The 18,570-nt window shown below is 66.0% G+C and carries 22 protein-coding genes and 1 pseudogene; 11 read left to right on the top strand and 12 right to left on the bottom strand.

Features of this window, described 5'->3' with window-relative positions; genetic code table 11:
* Nucleotides 1-10: 10 nt before the first annotated feature.
* On the bottom strand, nt 11-1,216 hold the full coding sequence (locus AB4Z09_RS04580) for an amidohydrolase family protein (protein WP_174913673.1): 1,206 nt from the start codon (nt 1,214-1,216) through the stop codon (nt 11-13).
* A 98-nt stretch (nt 1,217-1,314) separates the two neighbouring features.
* On the opposite strand from AB4Z09_RS04580, the gene AB4Z09_RS04575 reads away from it, so the two are divergent.
* Both AB4Z09_RS04575 and AB4Z09_RS04570 read left to right on the top strand, forming a co-directional pair.
* Nucleotides 1,315-2,046 carry an IclR family transcriptional regulator gene (locus tag AB4Z09_RS04575; RefSeq protein ID WP_114722133.1) on the top strand — a complete coding sequence of 244 codons (732 nt, stop codon included), beginning with the start codon at nt 1,315-1,317 and terminating at the stop codon, nt 2,044-2,046.
* Between the two features lie 13 nt (nt 2,047-2,059).
* Entirely contained in the window at nt 2,060-2,269 is a 210-nt protein-coding gene (locus AB4Z09_RS04570) for a hypothetical protein (RefSeq protein ID WP_442239253.1), read from the top strand.
* Nucleotides 2,270-2,325: 56 nt separating this feature from the next.
* Here AB4Z09_RS04570 and AB4Z09_RS04565 read toward each other — a convergent pair whose 3' ends face one another.
* Entirely contained in the window at nt 2,326-3,687 is a 1,362-nt protein-coding gene (locus AB4Z09_RS04565) for a flavin monoamine oxidase family protein (protein ID WP_442239252.1), read from the bottom strand.
* Nucleotides 3,688-4,144: 457 nt separating this feature from the next.
* Here AB4Z09_RS04565 and AB4Z09_RS04560 point away from each other — a divergent pair, with 457 nt between their 5' ends.
* Nucleotides 4,145-4,363, top strand: a complete 219-nt coding sequence (locus tag AB4Z09_RS04560; protein WP_442239251.1) for a hypothetical protein — start codon at nt 4,145-4,147, stop codon at nt 4,361-4,363.
* A 165-nt stretch (nt 4,364-4,528) separates the two neighbouring features.
* Nucleotides 4,529-5,392 (top strand): galactan export ABC transporter permease subunit Wzm/RfbD, encoded by an 864-nt coding sequence (gene wzm, locus AB4Z09_RS04555; RefSeq protein WP_174913681.1) that lies wholly within the window; start codon nt 4,529-4,531, stop codon nt 5,390-5,392.
* Between the two features lie 398 nt (nt 5,393-5,790).
* Here wzm and AB4Z09_RS04550 read toward each other — a convergent pair whose 3' ends face one another.
* Nucleotides 5,791-6,978, bottom strand: coding sequence for a glycosyltransferase 87 family protein (locus AB4Z09_RS04550; protein WP_254622668.1), 1,188 nt, complete (start codon nt 6,976-6,978; stop codon nt 5,791-5,793).
* A 478-nt stretch (nt 6,979-7,456) separates the two neighbouring features.
* On the opposite strand from AB4Z09_RS04550, the gene AB4Z09_RS04545 reads away from it, so the two are divergent.
* Nucleotides 7,457-8,545, top strand: a complete 1,089-nt coding sequence (locus tag AB4Z09_RS04545) for a TetR/AcrR family transcriptional regulator (RefSeq protein ID WP_442239250.1) — start codon at nt 7,457-7,459, stop codon at nt 8,543-8,545.
* Between the two features lie 44 nt (nt 8,546-8,589).
* A pseudogene (clpX, locus tag AB4Z09_RS04540) lies at nt 8,590-9,632 on the top strand (ATP-dependent Clp protease ATP-binding subunit ClpX).
* Nucleotides 9,633-9,799: 167 nt separating this feature from the next.
* Here the strand turns inward: clpX and AB4Z09_RS04535 are convergent.
* The 6 genes from AB4Z09_RS04535 to AB4Z09_RS04510 form a co-directional block, all read right to left on the bottom strand.
* A complete protein-coding gene (locus tag AB4Z09_RS04535) occupies nt 9,800-10,033 on the bottom strand; it encodes a hypothetical protein (protein WP_174913692.1) in 234 nt (77 codons plus the stop codon).
* Nucleotides 10,030-10,455 carry a hypothetical protein gene (locus AB4Z09_RS04530; protein ID WP_174913695.1) on the bottom strand — a complete coding sequence of 142 codons (426 nt, stop codon included), beginning with the start codon at nt 10,453-10,455 and terminating at the stop codon, nt 10,030-10,032. Before AB4Z09_RS04530 ends, AB4Z09_RS04535 begins: the two co-directional genes overlap by 4 nt.
* A gap of 187 nt (nt 10,456-10,642) precedes the next feature.
* Nucleotides 10,643-10,774: a hypothetical protein gene (locus AB4Z09_RS04525; RefSeq protein WP_302675466.1), complete on the bottom strand. Its 132-nt coding sequence runs from the start codon at nt 10,772-10,774 to the stop codon at nt 10,643-10,645.
* Between the two features lie 84 nt (nt 10,775-10,858).
* Nucleotides 10,859-12,469, bottom strand: a complete 1,611-nt coding sequence (locus tag AB4Z09_RS04520; protein WP_442239293.1) for an alpha/beta hydrolase — start codon at nt 12,467-12,469, stop codon at nt 10,859-10,861.
* A gap of 14 nt (nt 12,470-12,483) precedes the next feature.
* Nucleotides 12,484-13,152: a vWA domain-containing protein gene (locus AB4Z09_RS04515; protein WP_429517185.1), complete on the bottom strand. Its 669-nt coding sequence runs from the start codon at nt 13,150-13,152 to the stop codon at nt 12,484-12,486.
* A gap of 137 nt (nt 13,153-13,289) precedes the next feature.
* Entirely contained in the window at nt 13,290-13,649 is a 360-nt protein-coding gene (locus tag AB4Z09_RS04510; RefSeq protein WP_174913701.1) for a YybH family protein, read from the bottom strand.
* 233 nt (nt 13,650-13,882) lie between these two features.
* On the opposite strand from AB4Z09_RS04510, the gene AB4Z09_RS04505 reads away from it, so the two are divergent.
* Nucleotides 13,883-14,149: a hypothetical protein gene (locus tag AB4Z09_RS04505; RefSeq protein WP_174913704.1), complete on the top strand. Its 267-nt coding sequence runs from the start codon at nt 13,883-13,885 to the stop codon at nt 14,147-14,149.
* Between the two features lie 53 nt (nt 14,150-14,202).
* On the opposite strand, the gene AB4Z09_RS04500 is transcribed toward AB4Z09_RS04505, so the two are convergent.
* Both AB4Z09_RS04500 and AB4Z09_RS04495 read right to left on the bottom strand, forming a co-directional pair.
* Complete coding sequence (locus AB4Z09_RS04500) at nt 14,203-14,550, bottom strand: hypothetical protein (RefSeq protein WP_442239249.1); 348 nt, start codon at nt 14,548-14,550, stop codon at nt 14,203-14,205.
* 2 nt (nt 14,551-14,552) lie between these two features.
* Nucleotides 14,553-14,921 (bottom strand): hypothetical protein, encoded by a 369-nt coding sequence (locus AB4Z09_RS04495; RefSeq protein ID WP_174913709.1) that lies wholly within the window; start codon nt 14,919-14,921, stop codon nt 14,553-14,555.
* Between the two features lie 271 nt (nt 14,922-15,192).
* On the opposite strand from AB4Z09_RS04495, the gene AB4Z09_RS04490 reads away from it, so the two are divergent.
* From AB4Z09_RS04490 to AB4Z09_RS04475, 4 genes are all read left to right on the top strand, one after another.
* Nucleotides 15,193-15,738: a hypothetical protein gene (locus AB4Z09_RS04490; RefSeq protein ID WP_442239248.1), complete on the top strand. Its 546-nt coding sequence runs from the start codon at nt 15,193-15,195 to the stop codon at nt 15,736-15,738.
* A gap of 129 nt (nt 15,739-15,867) precedes the next feature.
* A complete protein-coding gene (locus tag AB4Z09_RS04485) occupies nt 15,868-16,011 on the top strand; it encodes a hypothetical protein (protein ID WP_174913712.1) in 144 nt (47 codons plus the stop codon).
* A gap of 40 nt (nt 16,012-16,051) precedes the next feature.
* Nucleotides 16,052-16,537, top strand: a complete 486-nt coding sequence (locus AB4Z09_RS04480; RefSeq protein ID WP_442239247.1) for a GDSL-type esterase/lipase family protein — start codon at nt 16,052-16,054, stop codon at nt 16,535-16,537.
* Between the two features lie 67 nt (nt 16,538-16,604).
* The gene (locus AB4Z09_RS04475; protein ID WP_114722144.1) at nt 16,605-17,522 is read left to right on the top strand and encodes an AurF N-oxygenase family protein; all 918 of its coding nucleotides are present in this window, start codon (nt 16,605-16,607) and stop codon (nt 17,520-17,522) included.
* Nucleotides 17,523-17,598: 76 nt separating this feature from the next.
* Here AB4Z09_RS04475 and AB4Z09_RS04470 read toward each other — a convergent pair whose 3' ends face one another.
* Entirely contained in the window at nt 17,599-18,567 is a 969-nt protein-coding gene (locus AB4Z09_RS04470) for a 2-hydroxyacid dehydrogenase (RefSeq protein WP_442239246.1), read from the bottom strand.
* Between the last annotated feature and the right edge of the window lie 3 nt (nt 18,568-18,570).

Below are 18,570 nucleotides of genomic sequence, written 5' to 3'. Positions count from 1 at the left end.
CCCCTCCCCCTCAGCCTCGGGGAAGGACGATCTCGGGCAGCGGATGCCGGTACAGCTTGGCGGCGTTCTCGCTGCACATCATTCGCAGGTCCTTCGCGGGGAACCCGCCCCAGTACTGCTCGACGACGCTCTGCGTGTGCGGCCACGTGCCGTCCCCGTGCGGGTAGTCGGTCTCGAGCATGATGTTCTCGACTCCGATCACGTCGCGCAGCGCGATCGTCGACGGGTCGTCGAGCGTGCAGAACCAGAAGTTGCGGCGCAGGATGTCCGCCGGACGGTCGGCCCAGCCCAGGCCGTAGCCCGATCGGTCGATGATGTTGTCCAGTCGGTCGATCAGCATCGGCACCCACCCGATCCCACCCTCGCTCATCGCGATCTTGAGCGTGGGGTGGTCCTTGGGATAGCCCGACCACAGCCACTCGCTGCAGGCGGCGAGGGAGAGCTGCCCGAACATCGTGGCGCCCAACTGGAGTCCGGGCGCACCCTGCGGGTACTGGTACATTCCGGAGCTGCCCACGTGCAGGGAGATGACGGTGTCGGTGTCGACGCACGCCTGGATGATCGGGTCCCAGTGGTCGCGATCCCACAGGGAGGGAAGCCCGATCGCGTGCGGACGCTCGGGGAAGGTCACCGAGGTGAAGCCGCGCTCGGCGTTGCGCTCGATCTCCTTGACGGCCTCGACCGGATCGGTGAGATAGGTGATGCCGCCGGGGATCACACGGGTCGGATACTCGAGGTACCACTCGTTGTAGAGCCAGTCGTTCCATGCGCGCACCGCCGCGATGCCGACCTCCTTGTCGGAGGCATGCGCGAATACACGGCCGCAGAACCCGGTGATCTGGGACGGGAAGTTGAGCATCGCCCAGATGCCGCCGAGATCCATGTCCTTGACGCGCGCATGGATGTCGTAGCAGCCCGGCCGCATCTGGTCGAAGCGGAACGGCTCGTACTTGACGGATTCCTTGCGTCGGCCGGCGACCGCGTTCATGCCGACCTGGGAGTAGATGTTGCCGTCGAACTCCCAGACCTGCGCGCCCTGTTCGTTCTCGAGGATCTTCGGTCCACGGTCCTTCAACGCCGCGGGCATCCAGGTCTCGAACAGGTGCGCCGGCTCCACCACGTGGTCGTCGACGGAGATGACCGTGTACTTGACCTCGGCCTGCTCGGGCTCGGGGTTGAAGAGGGCGGGATCGAGTTCCTGATTGACAGCCGTCACGGAAATCTCCTTCGTCGAATCGCGGTGCAGCGCAGCCCCTTGCGGAGGTAGTATCGATATGCGATACTCGCTATCACTTTCAGATACACACAGTAGGAGTGATCCAGATCGCAGTCAAGACACTCGGCACACTCGCGCGCGGTCTTCGTGTCGTCGAGGCGGTTGCCGCGCACCAGCCCATCGGTCTCACTGCGCTGTGCCAGGAACTCGGCGAGGACAAGAGCGCCATGCAGCGCACGCTCGCGACGCTGCACGAGGCCGGCTGGATCCGCCCACTGGCGGATGCGCCGCCACGGTGGGAACTGTCGACCAAGCCGTTGGTCGTCGCCGGTCGCGCACTCGACACGTCACCCCTGCCCGCACGCGCCCGCCCACTGCTGGCTTCCATCCGCGACGAGACGGGCGAGACCGCGCACCTCGCGCTGCTCGACGGAACGACGATCGTCGTCGTCGACGTCGCCGAGGGCCGGCAGATGGTCCGCACCGCACTGCATGTCGGCGCGGTCCACCCGCCGGAAACCAGTGCCGCAGGACGCGCCATCTTTGCCCACCTCACCCCCGAGGGGCGCACAGATCTGGCGGACGCCCCCGGCATGCTGCTCACGGATGCCGAGTACGACGAGATCCGCGAGCGCGGCTGGTCGCTGTGCGAGGGCGCCGTCCAGCAGGGATCGACAAGCATTGCCGCGGCAGTCACGGACCTGAGCGGGAAACCGTTGGGCGCACTCGTGGTCAGCGGGCCCGACAGTCGGCTCAACCCCGAGAAGTACGCCGCGGCCGGAACTCTGCTCCGGAACGCGGTCGCCGAACTCGGCGGAGGGCGCCACTAGGGCGTAGCGGGACGTGCCGACGGATTTTGTTCCGTGGCAGACGATCTGGAAGCGTCACCGCCGCTACGCCGGCGACGGGACCTGGGACACGATCTTGACTGCGCTACTCGCACACGCCGATCCGAACGGGCTGGTCGACTGGACCGAGTCGGTGGACTCGACGATTCGCCGAGCCCACACGCACGGCTCGAACCTCGCGCGCGACACAGGAGACACGCTCTAGGGGGTCGCCGATCCAGACGGTGTCATCCAGGGGACGCGCTGTAGCCGGGTGCGTGGTCATCCGATCCTGGAGATGAGGCCGGCCTCGCGGCGGCCTGAGAGCAGCGCCCCGTGGACGGTGGAGGCTTCGGTGGCATGCGTGGCCTCACCGGCGAAGAAGACTCGGTTACCGATCGGTTCGGCGACGATGGCTCGGTCGTCGGGTGTGGAGTCGATTCCGGGGTACGAGTAGGAGCCGCGGGCGTAGGGGTCGGTCGACCAGCGAGTCAGCCGGTAGGCACGGGGCTCGGGCACACTCTCGCCGTACATGGCACGCAGGCCACGCATCCCCTCGGTGACGGTCGCGGTGTCATCGAGGTTTTCGATGCGGCGCGCTACCGACCCGCCGCGCAGTGCCACGATCACCGGCACACCGGTGACGGAATGGAGCGGATACCACGCGGCCATCGACTCGTTCGGCAGGCCGAACTGGGCGATGACCTCGGCGTCGTCCCAGAACTGGGTGTCGAAGCGCAGGTACAGCTTGTTGTAGACGCCCATGCCGAGGCGCCCGATCGCCTCCTGTTTCGCCGCGGGCAGCGGCGGGTCGAAGGCGACGGCACCGGCCTGCAACACACCCAACGGCAGGGTGACAACCACGTGGTCGGCTGCGAAGACACCGCGGTCGGTGTGTACCCGGACCCCGGCGGCGTCGTGGGCGATGCGATCGACGACGTGACCCACGCGCACGTCCAGGCCCTCGGCGAGCCCGGTCGCGATCTCGTCGTAGCCGCGGGGGAAGACCACCTCGTCGCCGCCGTAACCGTCTTCATACCGCGCGATCCACAGCGGGACCTGGCCGGCGTCGGCGCCGAAGGCGTCCTGGATGAACTGGTGGACGGTGTCCCGGACGTGGTCGGCGCGGATCCCGGTCAGGCCCAGCTGCGTCAGGACCGGGTCGACGGCGGCCGCGAAGGAGGTGTTCGCGAACGCCGGCTGTGCGGACAGGTCCTGAATCGCGGCCATGGCCGCCTCGACGTCGGTGCCGTACTCGGTCATCGAGGGCGGGTCCAGGTGTCGGCTGCCACTGTAGGTGGTGATCTCGTCCGTATTGAGCACCACGGTGGGGAGACCGAACTCGTCGCGCAGCTCTGTGACGGGGTTGCCGTCCACGCCGTGGATCCAGGATGCGCCCAGATCCAGAGGCATGTCCTGCCAGGTGCGATCGGTCGACAGTCGGCCTCCCACACGGTCGCGTGCTTCGATCACCGTCACCTGACGCCCGTCCCGGACCAGGTCGCGCGCTGCGGTGAGTCCCGCGATCCCGGCTCCGATCACGAGAACCGAACCGGTGGGCTGCGTGGATGCATCGGCACTCCGGCACATCCGGCCTGCGGTGGACGCGTTTGCGAGGATTTTGGACGGGCCATTCGGACTCATAATGGTTCCTTCCTCGAGGGACGTTCGATGCGGGTTGCCCCCACGCCACGCTCCAGGGTCATCGCCTCGACCACGTCGGCGCGTTGTCGGCTCAGCGGTCTTCGGGGCGCGGGATTTCAGTGGGCGGGATCTCGGTGACACTCCAGCCCGTGAAGAATCGGCGGGCATTCACGAAATAGTTCCGCAGATGCCGGAAGAGCGCCGTTACCTCCCAAAACTGCATATTCATACCCAATGGTCTCATATGCTCCGGAAGCGCAGCGTGTTCGTCCCGTTTCGCCTGACCTCCGGTAGCCCACCAAAATGCAGGGCTGCGGTGCGGGGGTCGCAACGGCCTCCCCTGCACGCTCGGCAATCGCCATGCGTCACAGTGGAAACGGCCGGTGCATATGGTCCGCGTATGGGGAAATCACCGAATCGCGTGCGCCCATCCTGGAGCGTGCTTGTTGGATTCGGCGTGGCGTTCGTACTCGCCACGAGCCGGCTGCTGCTCACAGCACCCGGGCAGCTGCCGTCGCACTTCGACGGGTCCGGAGAGATCACCGAATGGACACTCCGCGGCGCTACTGGTGGGCGTGACGCGAATGCGCGCAGGCTGACCGCGATGGCGGTCGAGATGCAGCGAGGATGGGCGGGACACACCGCGCTATTTTGGCCGATCCCGGAGACGTCGTAGCTACTCGCTTGAAGTCGTCCTTCACCGGACTACCCAGCCAGATAGCTGATCCGCGTTGCCGGCAGAGTGGTCCGGGGCAGGAAATCACACAGAAATGATGTTCGCGGTGGGGCGAAGCACGTTGCTTACCTGGGACTGCACGCGAAGCCGCTAGCCTCGGGTTCCATGCCACTAGTCTCGGACGAAGTGCTGGCCCCTACCTCCGACATCCACGTTGCTGATTCTCGGACGTTCCGGCGGGCCTTCCAGGATCTGAGGGAGGGGTTCGCTCAGCGGGAACTGTGGCTCACCCTCGGGTGGCAGGACATCAAACAGAGGTACCGTCGTTCGGTGATCGGCCCGTTCTGGGTCACCATCGCCACTGGCGTGCAGGCGACTGCGATGGGCCTGCTCTACGCCGGTTTGCTTCATATTCCTCTGAACTTCCTCCTTCCCTACGTCACTGTCGGATTGATCGTGTGGAACCTGATCAACGCATCAATCCTGGAGGGCTCCGAGGTCTTCATTGCCAACGAGGGTCTGATCAAGCAGTTGCCGTCGGCCCTGAGCGTGCATGTCTATCGCCTGGTGTGGAGGCAGGTGCTGCTCTTCGCCCACACTCTGGTGGTGTACGTGGTTTTGCTGTTCGCATTCGGGGTGTGGCACAACATGCACTGGACTGCGGTAGCGGCCATCCCCGCATTTGCGCTGCTCGTCCTCAACTCGCTGTGGGTATCGATCGTGTTCGGCATCTTCGCCACCCGCTACCGCGACATCGCACCGATCCTCGGCAGCCTGACGCTGCTGCTGTTCGTGCTCACTCCGGTCATGTGGACCACGCAGGCCCTCGGCGACCGGGCCGGAGAACGTGCACGCATCGCGGAGATCAACCCGCTCTACCACTATCTCGAGATCATCCGGGCGCCGCTGCTCGGACAGGACCAGCGGGCGTACCACTGGTACATCGTGCTGGGCTTCACCGCCGCCGGGTGGGCACTCGCGATCCACGCCCTCCGCAAGTATCGGGCTCGTGTGCCTTACTGGGTGTGACTCGCTGACAACAACGAGCCGAGTCCGTCACCGAGGCCCTGACCTATCCGTAGAAGAGGGGGCTCGTGGGTCGAGTCCCAGCAACGAGGCCCGCAGCGGCGGGCGCCAGCATTGCCCCGGGACCTGGGCCATCGGCTAAGCGCCAGGCGCCGCGCCCTCCGGAACGACGTCGCCCTCATCAACACTCAGCACTGCACCGGTCTCCGCGTCGATGAGAACGGACGTGACCTTCGACGACATCAGAAGCTCCCTTTCCTCGTCCGAAATCCGATCCAGCGAACCCGAGTTGGGGTCCTGAGCACCCCGCTGAGGGCAACCTCGGGGGTGCTGCCCCTCGGGCATCCGAAAGCAGTCCCAGGAACAGCGAGGACTGCTGGCCCGAAATCACGATGGGGCAGTCAGCGGTTGGCACGGATGGCGCGGATGTCGCCACGGCTCAACTCACGGGCTGCCGACCTGTTTCGATAGGCCCCGAAGGCAAGCCACACCAAGAACCCGAACCCGACCGTCACGTAGAGAGTGCCGAATCCGTGCTGCCACAGGGCCCAGTCGAGCTCGCGATCCCCGGCCGTCGGCAACAGGTGTTGCGGGCCGATCAGGAAGAGTGCACCGATACCGGTGGCGGCGACGGCATTCCATGCAGAAGGCGCGCGCACCACCGCGAGCGCCAGGACCAGCAGCGCTGGGGCTGCCCACACCCAGTGGTGCGACCACGACACAGGCGAGGCCAACAGGACTGCCGTCGCGTTCGCGATCAACGCAACGACCAGATCGTCGTGGTCGATTGCGCGGCGGATCGCGATCACCGCGACCACCAGCATCACGACGACTGCGACCAACCACAGGACCGACCCGAGGTGCTCGGGCGGCCCGAATCGCGAGATGACCGCCTTGAAGGACGCGTTGTTGGCGAAGTAGGCCGGGCCGATCCGGCCCGTATCCGGGAGGGTCTGCAACCAGTATTTCGTGGACGCCTCGGGCATCACGGCGAAAGCCAGCGCGGTGAATCCGAGGGCCGCGACGACGATGCGGCCACTGGTCCGCCAATCGCGTTTGAGCAGGAAGAGCAGCAGGAAAGCTATGGGGGTCAGTTTGATCGCGGCCGCGAGCCCGATCAGTAGCCCGCGTGGCCATTTCGGCTTCTCCGTCAGCACATCGACTGCGACCAATGCCATCAGAACCATGTTGATCTGCCCGAAGCTGATGGTTTCGCGAACGGGCTCGAGTTGCAGTGCGACGGCGACCGCGACAGCAGTCATGGTCCACGAGGCCCGCGCGCCCACATCCGGCCTCACACGTGCAAGGACCATCCGTAGTGTCACCGCCAGCGCGGCGACAGATACGAGGGTGAACACGAGCTTGCCGAGCCCGAGGGGCATCAGCGCGAGCGGGACGAACAACATTGCCGCGAGCGGCGGGTACGTGAACGGCAGCCCGAAATCGCCGACCACGGGCGGCAACGCGCCGTAGATGTCTCCGCCGTCGAGCAGCACCCTCGCGCCCATGCGGTAGACGAGCAGGTCTATGTAGTCGTTCCCTGCGAGGAAGCTGACGGTCAGGCCGGCCGAAATGGCCAACGCCGCCACCGCAACAGCGGCGCCTGCACGGCTGCGGAAGAACAGTTCAGATGATGTCAGACCGACTCGGTTTTGCCCTGAATGCCGCACTAGACAAACCTAACAGCCGGTATTCAAATATTCGGCGACATGCCGATCGGGCACCTAGGGGTCCCAGGCGAGCAAGGGCGTGATAGTTCGAGCCAGGGCCTACTCGCCTTCCACAGATTCGGCAGATGACGTCCACGGCGGCACGGTAGGCAGGCTCAACGTGCGCGGGCTTCGGCAAGGACGTCATCGACAGTCGTCGATGCACTGGTCAGGCGCCCGACAGTTTGCCCTTCCCGCGCTCGCCCCCTGGCATCGCCGATAGCCCTGTTGAAGGGCGGTCCAGTGATCGAACACTCCCCCGGCGGAGCACCCCCGTGTACATTCGGATGCTAGCAACATTCGGATGATTACAGCATTTGAAATGGGATGAATCAGAGGGAGGGGAGGAATCGGAGCGATGGCGCGGCTGACGAGGGTCCAGCAGCAAGAGCTCAACCGGCGCAGGGTGCTCGCGGCAGCCCGAGCCGAATTCTCCGAGCGCGGCTTCCGCAAAGCGACCGTGGACGACATCGCCATCCGCTCGGACCTCACCCGGGGCGCGGTGTATTCCAACTTTCCCGGCAAGCGTGCCCTGTATCTAGCGGTCCTCGCGGAGGAGGCGGAGAACGCCGGCGAAGTCCTGAACACTTATGCAGATGACCCGGAGGGCGCGCTGGCGGTGTTCGCGAGCACTTGGGTGGATCGACTGCCCCGGACCAACAACTACGAGTATCAGGGATCAGTTCAGCTCACCTCTCCGATGCTCGGCGTGGACCTCATCCCCGAAATCCTCACTGACGAACGGTTTCAGCGGCCGTTCGCCCAGTTGGTGAAGCTCGATGCCATACTTCTCGGCTTGGCCCTCGAGGGACTCTCCCGGGCCGCCGAGCGCATGGTCGGCGTCGCCGAATCCGTGCTCACCGTTCTGTACGGTGCAAGCGAATTATCCTTCGTTGCACCCGATTTCGTGGATCACTCCAAGGTGATCGCAACCTGTCGACACATCACTGGAATCGTCATCGACGATCCGTGGATTCTTCCGGCAACTGACGTCGCTGTGAATTCCGTCGACGAGGAGTGGGCCGTCCCCAGGGCAACCGATGTTGTTCGCGGCAAGCCGACGGCGATCGACGACGGAATCGTTGCCGTAGTCGGGATGAACCGGCTCGAGTGCATCGAGCACCTGGTCCGTACAGCACCCCGTGAATCGCCAGTCACCGCTGTTCTCGTAACCGCTGACATCGCCGAGCTAGCGCCACTGGCACGATTGGCACTCGCCGATATGTGCCGGTCGCTGCGCCAAGCCTTCCCCTCCGCCGCGTGGCCGCGCGTGCAGGTGATGGTCGACCCCAACGGTGAGATCGCCGCAGCCTGCGGGTTGTCGAACGTCGATGACGACACCGAGGCTGCCGTCTCCATCTCCGATGGACGCATCACCTCGCGCAGCATCGGCCCCGGTGCCTGCGCACGCGCCGACGCCCTCACCGCACGAACTCGAGACCACTGACGCGCACATTTCACCCACCCATCAGCGTTGACGAGGAGTGAGACATGGCACAGATCAGCGATAGCGGTGGCCTGTTGAAATGCTCGTTTTGCGGCAAGGGCCAGAAGCACGTGCGGAAGCTGATTGCCGGCCCCGGCGTCTACGTCTGCGACGAGTGCATCGACCTGTGCAACGAGATCCTGGAAGAAGAGTTGGCCGAACCCGGAATTCTCGAACGCGAAGGCATGCCCACCCCGGCCGAAATCTGCGCTCACCTCGACCAATACGTCATCGGTCAGCACGCTGCCAAGCGGTCGCTCGCTGTCGCCGTCTACAACCACTACAAGCGAATCCGCGCCGCGCGCGACAGCAGCGAGGCCTCCGACGGTGACACTGTCGAACTCACGAAATCGAACGTCCTGATGCTCGGGCCGACAGGCTGTGGAAAAACCTATCTCGCACAAACTCTCGCCCGCATGCTCAAAGTCCCCTTCACGATCGCCGATGCCACGGCCCTCACCGAAGCCGGCTACGTCGGCGAGGACGTCGAGAACATCCTCCTCAACCTGATCCAGGCCGCGGACTTCGACGTTCATCGAGCCCAGACCGGGATCATCTACATCGACGAAATCGACAAGGTCGCCCGCAAGAGCGAGAACCCGTCGATCACCCGCGACGTCTCGGGCGAAGGCGTCCAACAAGCTCTCCTGAAAATCCTCGAAGGAACCCAAGCAAGCGTTCCCCCACAAGGCGGCCRCAAACACCCGCACCAAGACTTCATACAGATCGACACGAGCCGAAGAACGCGCTCGTCAAGCAATACGCACGCCTCTTCGAAATCGACGGCGTCACACTCACCTTCACGGCCGATGCTCTCGATGCGATCGCCTCCCAAGCGATCATCCGAGGAACCGGAGCCCGGGGCCTGCGAGCCATCATGGAAGAAGTGCTCCAGCACTTCATGTACGACATCCCCAGCCGCGACGACATCGCAGACGTGGTCATCGACGAAGACATCGTCCGCGCCAACACCAACCCATCCATCGCCGAACAGCGCCGCGACCGAAGCAACGTAACGCACGACACCACCGGCCGCGAAGCAGGCTGATCCAGCACCCCAGCACGGCTCGGGCAATCCATCTACATTGACCACGATCGACGCTGTCCTCGACATGGTTGTTGTCACACCGCAGGTCAGAGCCCCGGGAAATGACAACTCCGGTGGCGATTCACAGCCCGTCAGCCCGACGACCGACGGACCCGGCCGGCGGCGGGCTACCGCGACGGCCGGGCTTCGTCGATCAGCGTGGTCCGAACGAACCACACGATGCGCTCGGTCACATCGAAGTCGTATGTGACGCCGATTCGTAAGCGGTCGGTGATGGTCCTGTGCGGTGATCGCAGTCCAGTCGTGCTGAGGGCAGCAGCACCACCGAGAGCTGTCACGGTGATGACCATCGTGGCGAAGAACTGGTGCCGGCGGATCCATTGCGCCACAGTCGTCCTCACTTCGGAAGCACCTGCTGCTGCAGGTGTTCGAGGGTCGACTGTGGCGTGGACCGCGTGATGATCCGGGAGGTCGAGCCGCTGACGGTGTTGATGAGCACGTCGAAGTCGTAGACCTGTCCGGCTACCAGGCTGTCGATGATCGCGCCGGTCTGCGGGGTCGACAGAGTCCCGCAGGTCGTGCCGATCTTCGCCGATTCCTTGCCGCGGAACCATCCAGGTTTCCGGATCGAGAGCACTTCGCAGCCTTCGGCGTGCCCGGTGCTTGTGGTCCGGTCAGTGGTGGACACGAGGCCGACGATCAACAACGGCGCCGGCACGGCGATCATGGCGGCCGCGCAGATCATCGCGATCCGCGCGCCCCGCACACTCCACATGCCCTGACTGTCGGCCAACTCCCCCACCTGCACTTCCAGATCCTCCACCCCTGGGCACGTCCTCGACCCGGAGCACATCCCCGGGATCGATCGTAGCCGCCAGAAGCCGACAGACCGGGCAGCTGTGGTGTCCCGAGGCCACGGTCGGCTGCCGCCGCTGACGAGCCGACGCTGCGCTGAAATGGTCAGCACAAGAGCCACTTTCCTGGATTCGTGTGCCGCCGCGATTACACCCTCAGCGATCGTCCGAGGAACCGGCTCCCGCGGACTGCACGTCATCCTGGGCTAAGTGCTCCAACATCTCTCGTAGCCGAACGACGAGCGCGATCAGGAAGCCGGCAAGCTCATCCCCTGCCAGATCGGCCACCTGCTCGACCTTGCAAGCGCTTCGAGCCTGCGGTCGACATCGCCTGCCACGCAGAAGAACCGGCTGTCGACCGGCGCACACGCGCTACAGCGGCGCGGTTATCGGCGCCTCCGGGACGCGCGTGACGGTGGTGGCCCCGGTCAGCAGGTAGTCCGTGATCGCTGTGTCGACCGTGGTGTTGCCGCCTTGGATGGCGGCGCCGTGGTCCCCGCCTTCCACGGTGACCAGGTGCGCGTTCATGTCGCGGGCATGTCGGACACCCCCGTCGTAGGGCGTCTGCGGGTCCCGCAATCCCTGCAGCACGAGGGGCGCCGTGGCCAAACCGTGGTTGCCGATCTCCGGTAGCGCGGTCACCGGCGGCGCCCCTGCGCACCCCGGACCTGCGCTGTAGCCGTAGCCGATGGCGTCGAACAGGTCGCCCGTGACGAACGTCGAGAAGAGCCAGCCCGGGAGCCGCTCTGGCCGCGGCGCGACCGCGTTCTCGTTGCAAAGCACGATCGCCTGCATCATCTGGGCCTGGACAATCGAGTTGAGTTGGTCCTCGGTGACGTCGCTGGGCACACCCTCGGGAAGTGCCCCGAGGCCGTCCCGGATGACGCGGGCGACCATCGGCCAGCTGTTCCGAGCGGGAAGCACTTGGCGTGTGAGGGCATAGATACTCGACGCGGACTGAGCGTGAGCGGGATCGGCGAGACGACGCAAGAACGCCTCGAACTGGACCCGGGCGGGCCCGGTGAGGTCGACACCGGCCCGGTACGCATCGGCGACATTCTCCAGGCCGGGTGGGACGTCGCCGATCTGCGCCGGTGGGGGCGCGAGGGTGGGGTTGCCCCCCGCTTCTCCGACGATACGGTCGGACCAGCGCTGGTACACCTGCAGCGGAGTGCCGCCGAGGCCGTAGATCGCGTCGTTCGCCGCGATCCAGTCCATGAGGTCATAGAAGCGCGCCTTGTAGCCGTCGTTCTGGTGCCACAGGACGTCGTTCCACAGCCACTCGCGATCGACCGCCGAGTCGAGCACCATCCGTCCCGTGTGCCGCGGGAACAGTGTCGCGTACGTCGAGGCGAGGATCGTGCCGTACGAAAGGCCGTAGACGTCGATCACGTCGACACCGAGCGCGATCCGCACCTGTTCCCAGTCTCGGGCGGTGTTCTCCGTCGTGATGTGCGCGGTGGCGCCGGGTGCCGCACCGTCGCACGCCAGCCGCGCTGCCCCGCCCGCGAAGCCGACGTTCATTGCGGCCAAAAGCTCCGGGGTGACGGCACATTCGACCGCCCCAGCATGCGCGAGACCCCGGGGCTGCACACCGATGAAGTCCCACTGCCGGCGGATCTGCTCGGGAAGCGCCTGCGCGAACATGCCGTTGGACGCGATCGCGTCGCCGCCGGGCCCGCCGGGGTTGGTGAACAGCACGCCCCGGCGCGCGGCCGGGTCCTCGGCGCTGTGACGGGTGACGAGGACGTCGATCGATCCGGCACCGGGATTCGCATAGTCACGCGGCACCGTGACGGTGCCGCACTGGTCGGTGTCCGGATCGAGCGCGTACTCGGCGGGGCACGGGCCCCAGGCCAGCTCCCCGCCCGCTGGGTCGGCGGCAGCCGCCGGTACGGCGACGGAAGCGAATCCGACCGTCAACCCGACCGCGACGGCACCGAGGCGAGCCTTCCGGCCGGTGTGGGACTGCGACTTCCGAATACTGTTCCCCGAGTTCAGCACATCCACGACAGTAGTGCGCGCGAGCACTTTCCGCCGAATCGGAGCTGCCCGCACCGGACTACCTGGGGTGCGAACGCATCACGAGCCAGCCGCCGATACCGCACAGAGCGACCACTGCTGCGGCGACTGCGATCGTGACGCCCGTGGTCGAACTCGTTCCAAAGCCGGTCCGTCCGCTGTGTCGGTGTAGGTGCCCCAGTCACCTGGGCCATGCACGTGAGCTGGGCGCGGGCCGCGCTGTCGACCGCGAAACCGATCGCGTGCATCACCGAATCGACGCCCTGGGTCTTCAATTCCCTGGCAACTTCACAGGGATCGGGTGGCGAACAGTTGTACTCGCCATCGGAGACCAGCACGATCGAGCGCGGTCCCGAGCTCGGCATGGCTGCGGCAGCTTCTCGCAGCGCGTTGCCCATCATCGGCGTCCAGCCGCTCTCTTTGACGCCGTCGACCGCACTGCCGAGTGCGTCCCTGTCGAGAGTATCTACCTTGTGCAACACCTGGATGTCACGGCAGCCCGTAGCCTTTTCGGCCTCGTCACTGCCTGTGCCGGTGCCCCACGACGGCCGCTCCTCCGTCGCCCGCCCGTCCAGCCACGAGAAATCCCACCCAGACACCGACACCACCTCGCGGCCACCAGATCCTGGACCCCAGGCCCCCATGCCGATCACCCATTGCAGAACGACGCGGACCGAGCAAACGAAGTTGATGACCGCCTCGATCAGAAGGAGAGGGGATCGAGCGTCGCCGGGCAGGTCCTGGGTCGTCAGTCTCGCAGACCGTAGGCGTTTGTCCGTCGTTACCCGAGGACTTGGGGCTGGTCGATCACCCACAACCAGCTGCCATCCGGCTGCTGGCGAGCTACTTCGACGGTGGCACCACCGTCAGCGAGGTGCACCGATGTCATCGCCAGATCACCGACTCGGAGAGCGGGCCGTGTCTCGCCCGGGGCAAACACCGGGGCGCCCGCGACAAGCTGCTCATAGGCAGCCCGGATCTCGGAAGATCCGGTCGCGACCCGACCATCCGGCAAGGAAAGCACCGCGTCAGGCTCGTACAGTGCGACCAACCCATCCACGTCGCCGGCATTCAGTCGCTCCACAATCAGCCGGTTCAGATCCTCAGGCTCCGCGGCCCGTGTTGTCGTTGTTCCGCTCATAACGTGCAAGCTCCTTGTCAGATTGATCCACTGATGTCGCAAGACGTCTCGTGATTGTGGCAGCCCGGTACGACACAGAAGCACTCACGGTGTTCACGCCAGCGAGGTGATTCGGTCGGTGGTGGACCTGACGTTTCGACTAAGGCTTCGTCGCACAACCTAGCCGCTGACGGGCCGCTCGGTTCACCCGCGCACGTTTGAGTGGCACACTCGGATCAGAGGGGAGGTCGGTCATGCAGCAGAAGCGCAATACCCGGTCTGGGGAGACGTCCGCCAACAAGCCGTACAGGTTCAAATATAAGGACATCACCGCAGCGGCCGGCGCAGGTGCCGCGCTGCTGGGAGGCGACTCACCTGAGCTGGCCGTCGGGAAGGGTGTCGCTGCCCGAGGGTTCGCCGGGGCGACTCAGGCCAGCTACCACGACCAGCTGCGTTGGCGCGCCAAGGTCGCCAACACACACGGGTTCTGGCGGAAGCTAAAGGTCATCGTCATCGGATAGCCCGCTCAGACGACGAAAGGCCCGCCCTGTCGGGGCGGGCCTTCCCATTTCGGTCACTCGTAGTGGTAGAACGCCACGCGCTCGGGATGGTGCAGCGGCCCGAAGATCTGCACGGCGGCACCGCCGTTCCCGCGTGTGGCAGCCAGGTCGATGGACCGCTGGACTGCGTCGCCCGTGCGGAGCTCGGGTCCAAACGTGCTCGTCAGATGCGGGTACAACGGATTCAGCAGCGGACCCGCAATGCGGACCTGCGAGAGCGTCACGGCCTCAACGTGATTGACGTGGATCTCAGTGCCGCCCGCGATCGACTGCACCGTGAACGCCGATGCCGTGCCGGCGCCGAGAGCCAAAGTGGCACACGCGCCCGCCGCCGCGGCCGCGATCTTCACTGCTGCCTTCATGGTCACCACTGCTGGATGACGTCGAAGCGGCTACCCCAGATGGCGGGATCGTTCACGCTGAACTGCATGTAGCCGCCGCGAGCGACGGTCTCGTCGATCACCTGCTGGATCGTCGCGTCCACCCACGTCGGGTGCGTGTCGTAGATCGAGCCGTCGCCGAGGTAGAAGCCGAGCCAATCCCGCGGCACCACGGCGTCCATCGCGTTGCCCGCGCCTAGATCCCGCAGAACACGAGTCTCGCTGTGGTCGAACGAGATTCCCTGGTACCCCTCCCCTGAGTAGAGATGAGCTGCCGATGCCGTGCCGGCGCCGAGTGCCAAAGTGGCGCACGCGCCCGCCGCCGCGGCCGCGACCTTCGCTGCTGTCTTCATGGTCCCCACCTGGGAATCCTCCCTATCCCCGCCGCCGCGAATCGACGGCGATGCCTCGACATCAGCACGCCGCCGAAACGAAAAGCAATCTGACAAGCCGGTTTGTGAGTGATGCCACGAAAATGGGGGAATCGACCGAGCCGATCATGTCGAACGGCTCAGGCCGCGGACCGGTTGCAGGCGGCCCTGCGCCTTCGGGCGACCGCCTCCCCCGCGTTCTCGGCAATCACCCTGCGTCACAGTGGAAGCTGCCGGTGAGTATGGTCCGCGCATGGGGAAATCACCGAATCGCGTGCGCCCATCATCGTGTGCGCTCGTCGGATCCGGCGTGGCGTTCGTACTCGCCACGAGCGGGCTGCTACTCACAGCACCCGGCCAGCTGCCATCGCACTTCGAGGGATCCGGAGAGATCACCGAATGGATGAGCCTCGGCCAGTACGTCACCATCACCTGCGCCTTCGCCCTCGGCACAGCACTGATCTGTGGTGGCGCTCGGTGGTACATCCCCAAGATCCCCGACCGCGCCTTCAATGTGGCCGGACCGCACGCGAACTACTGGACACGGCCCGAGAACAGGAACGAGTTCAACACCAAGTTCATCGCTGACCTCGAGTGGATCGGCGTCCTTGTCACCCTCATCATCGTCGGGGTCACATGCCTATCAGGCATCACCGCCGCCGGAGTACACGTCCCGTTCTGGATCAGGCCGACCGTCACCGTGCTCCCGATACTGGCGCTGCTCGGATACGTCGGATACATCGCCTACTCACGTCGATACAGCCCACCACCGCCGACACCCCGCCACCCAAGACCATGACCGACCCGCCGACCGCCCCGTGCGGGTCCGGACTCCACCAGGCCATGTCATCAGCGCACGGAGTGACAGCGGACCTTCGCTCGCCTGGCGCTTGATACGGCGACGGTCGGGAGTGGACGAGGGCGACGCATGCGGCAACCGACCTGGCGGGGAATGACTTTCACGGAGATCATCCGAACCTGGATCCGCTATCAGCGAGCGCGCCTCGCCTGGAGCATCCCCATCCTCACGTTCGTGGCCGTCATGGTCTATATCAACCTGCCCATCAACTAGACACACCGCGCGCCCGGAAACGCCGTGTCTACAGCTAGGGATGATGGAGCGCCTGACCACACCGGTGGACACCTCGATCGACGCTCCGGCCGCGGTATTTCTGCCCGTCGGGACGAACGATATCGGTATGGGCAGGTCCCCCGACCGGGTCGCTGCCGATATGCGGCGGCTGGTCGGCGCGGTGCGCGACCGCGCACCCGAAGTGCCCTTGTTCGTGCAGACCGTGGTGCCCCGGCAACGCCGGTACGCCGGGCGGATCCGCGAACTCAATGGCGCGTACCGGGACATCGCCGAACAGTCCGATGCCGTCTACATCGACCTGTGGCCCGCGCTCGCCGATGAGAACGGCGGCCTGCGAGCCGACTTCACCCGTGATCGCCTCCATCTGGGCGGCGCTGGCTACGCCGCATGGGTCGAGGTGCTCCGGTCGTACACCCATTCGCTGCCCGCTCTAGCAGGCAAAACTCGACGCCGCCGCCGAGTGACCGTTGCCATTGTGACAATGCCCATTGTATGGTTCAGCTAACAGTAACCAGCAGTCACACACAGATGGCTTGCCGCGACTGCGGCCGTGACACGAACGAGGGGTAGTCATGACCACTGCGACTCCGTCGACTCGCACAGCTCCGTCGGTATCCGACCGTGAGGAGACCGCACGTCGGCTGCTCGCGTCGTCGGCACGCAAGTCCTACGACCCGATGGTCGAGGTCGACTGGGACGCCCCGGTCCCCACCGACAAGTTCGGCCTCACCCCCGAGTGGAGCACGCTCTACGGCACCGCACTGTGGGACGAGATGAGCGACGAGCAGAAGATCGAGCTCACCAAGCACGAGGCGGCGAGCGTGTCGAGCGTCGGCCTGTGGTTCGAGATCCTGCTCATGCAGATGCTGCTGCGCGACGTCTACGGCCGCGACAAGCATTCGCGCCACGTGCAGTTCGCGCTCACCGAGGTGGCCGACGAATGCCGCCATTCGGTGATGTTCGCCCGCGCCGGCGAGCGCCTCGGGATGCCCGACTACGGCCCGATCCCGTTCATCCACAAGGCAGGTCGCCTGTGGGGCGGCTTCTTCCGCGGCGCCAACGCATACGCCAGCGTGATGGCGGCCGAGGAGATCCTCGACATGATGCAGCGTGACTTCATGAAGGACGAACGCGTCCAGCCGGTCACCCGCACCGTCAGCAAGATCCACGTACTCGAGGAGGCGCGGCACATCCGGTTCGCCCGCGAGGAGGTCGGACGCCGACTGCAGGGCGCGAGCCGCGCCCGGTTGGCCGTCGAACGCGTCAACACCGCCGCGGTCGTCTACTTCGTCATGAAGAGCATGATTCATCCCGACGTCTACGCGAACGCCGGTCTCGACAAGGAGCGCGCACTCGAGGCGGCCCGCACCAACACCCACCACCACGACATGATCCGCACGTCGGGCTCCAAGCTGATGAGCTTCCTCGACAGCGTCGGCCTCGTCGGCGGCCCGTCGAAGTTGCTCTACAAGAAGGTCCACCTGCTCTGACGGCGGGTCGGAACGATCCATGCCCCGGTCGCCGAGAGACCTGCGACCGGCGCGTGTCGCTGCCTCGACCCTAGAGTCACCGAAGCGTCCAGAGCGGCGCCTCGCCGCGGCACACCCGCGCCACGTTCTGCGCCACCATCTCGAACATCCGGGCGCGAGCGGTGGAACTGCCGCCGGCGATGTGCGGGCTGAGCAGGACGCCGTCGAGTTCGCGCAGCGGGCTGTCGGCTTCGAGGGGCTCGTGCGCGAACACGTCCAGTGCCGCTCCCGCCACCGCGCCCGATCGGATCGCCACGGCCAGCGCGACCTCGTCCACCACAGGTCCGCGGGCAACGTTGACCACCAACGCTTCCGGCGGCAGCAGCGCCAGTTCGCGCGCGGAGATCAGTCCGCGGGTCTGCGGGGTGAGTGGGACCGCCACCACCAGCACGTCCGACTCCGCGAGCAGGTCACCCAGCGACCGGTAGGGCAGCGCGGACCCCGGATCCGGCCGTCGCGAGTGATACGCGACATCGCACCCGAACGCCTGGAACAGGGCGGCGCAGCGACGGTTGATGTCGCCGAATCCGACGAGGCCCACCCGACGTTCGCCGAGATCGCGGCAGTCGCGCTGCAGGATCGACGCCTGCGGCCAACGGCCGGAACGCATCTCGGCATCCGCCCAGCCGAGGGACCGGCACAGGTTCGCGGTGGCGGCCACCGCCCACTCGGCGACCGAGGCCGCGTTACCGCCGGGCGTGTTCGCCACCGGGACACCGGTTTCCGCCCACGCGTCGAGGTCGATGTAGGCGATGCCGACGCCGGGCTGCTGGATCAGCTCGAGGTGTCGACCCACCGCGGCCTCGGCGGCGCCGAGCGGCAGGCGTCCGCTCCAGTCCGCGACCACGACGTCGACCCCGGGCAGCAGCGCCCGCACCTCCTCGGAGGTGCGGGCACCCGGGCGCACGATCGCGACGGCGGCACCGGCGGCCGCGCGGATCGCCTTCTCGATGCCCGGATCCTCCGTGAGGATCAGGACCCGGTCTGCCGCCGTGCGCGTCGTCACGAT

The sequence above is a fragment of the Rhodococcus sp. TAF43 genome (assembly GCF_052113525.1).
In the GTDB taxonomy this organism is placed as follows: Bacteria; Actinomycetota; Actinomycetes; order Mycobacteriales; family Mycobacteriaceae; genus Prescottella.
Note: the sequence above shows the minus strand (reverse complement) of the source record. Positions and strands in the feature narration are given on the sequence as shown.

Coding starts and splice junctions, on each gene's coding strand:
- AB4Z09_RS04565 (WP_442239252.1), bottom strand. CDS start 3,687: ATGAGTCCGAATGGCCCGTCCAAAATCCTCGCAAACGCGTCCACCGCA.
- wzm (WP_174913681.1), top strand. CDS start 4,529: ATGCCACTAGTCTCGGACGAAGTGCTGGCCCCTACCTCCGACATCCAC.
- AB4Z09_RS04545 (WP_442239250.1), top strand. CDS start 7,457: ATGGCGCGGCTGACGAGGGTCCAGCAGCAAGAGCTCAACCGGCGCAGG.
- AB4Z09_RS04515 (WP_429517185.1), bottom strand. CDS start 13,152: ATGGGGGCCTGGGGTCCAGGATCTGGTGGCCGCGAGGTGGTGTCGGTG.
- AB4Z09_RS04510 (WP_174913701.1), bottom strand. CDS start 13,649: ATGAGCGGAACAACGACAACACGGGCCGCGGAGCCTGAGGATCTGAAC.
- AB4Z09_RS04505 (WP_174913704.1), top strand. CDS start 13,883: ATGCAGCAGAAGCGCAATACCCGGTCTGGGGAGACGTCCGCCAACAAG.
- AB4Z09_RS04500 (WP_442239249.1), bottom strand. CDS start 14,550: ATGAAGGCAGCAGTGAAGATCGCGGCCGCGGCGGCGGGCGCGTGTGCC.
- AB4Z09_RS04495 (WP_174913709.1), bottom strand. CDS start 14,921: ATGAAGACAGCAGCGAAGGTCGCGGCCGCGGCGGCGGGCGCGTGCGCC.
- AB4Z09_RS04490 (WP_442239248.1), top strand. CDS start 15,193: ATGGGGAAATCACCGAATCGCGTGCGCCCATCATCGTGTGCGCTCGTC.
- AB4Z09_RS04485 (WP_174913712.1), top strand. CDS start 15,868: ATGCGGCAACCGACCTGGCGGGGAATGACTTTCACGGAGATCATCCGA.
- AB4Z09_RS04480 (WP_442239247.1), top strand. CDS start 16,052: ATGATGGAGCGCCTGACCACACCGGTGGACACCTCGATCGACGCTCCG.
- AB4Z09_RS04475 (WP_114722144.1), top strand. CDS start 16,605: ATGACCACTGCGACTCCGTCGACTCGCACAGCTCCGTCGGTATCCGAC.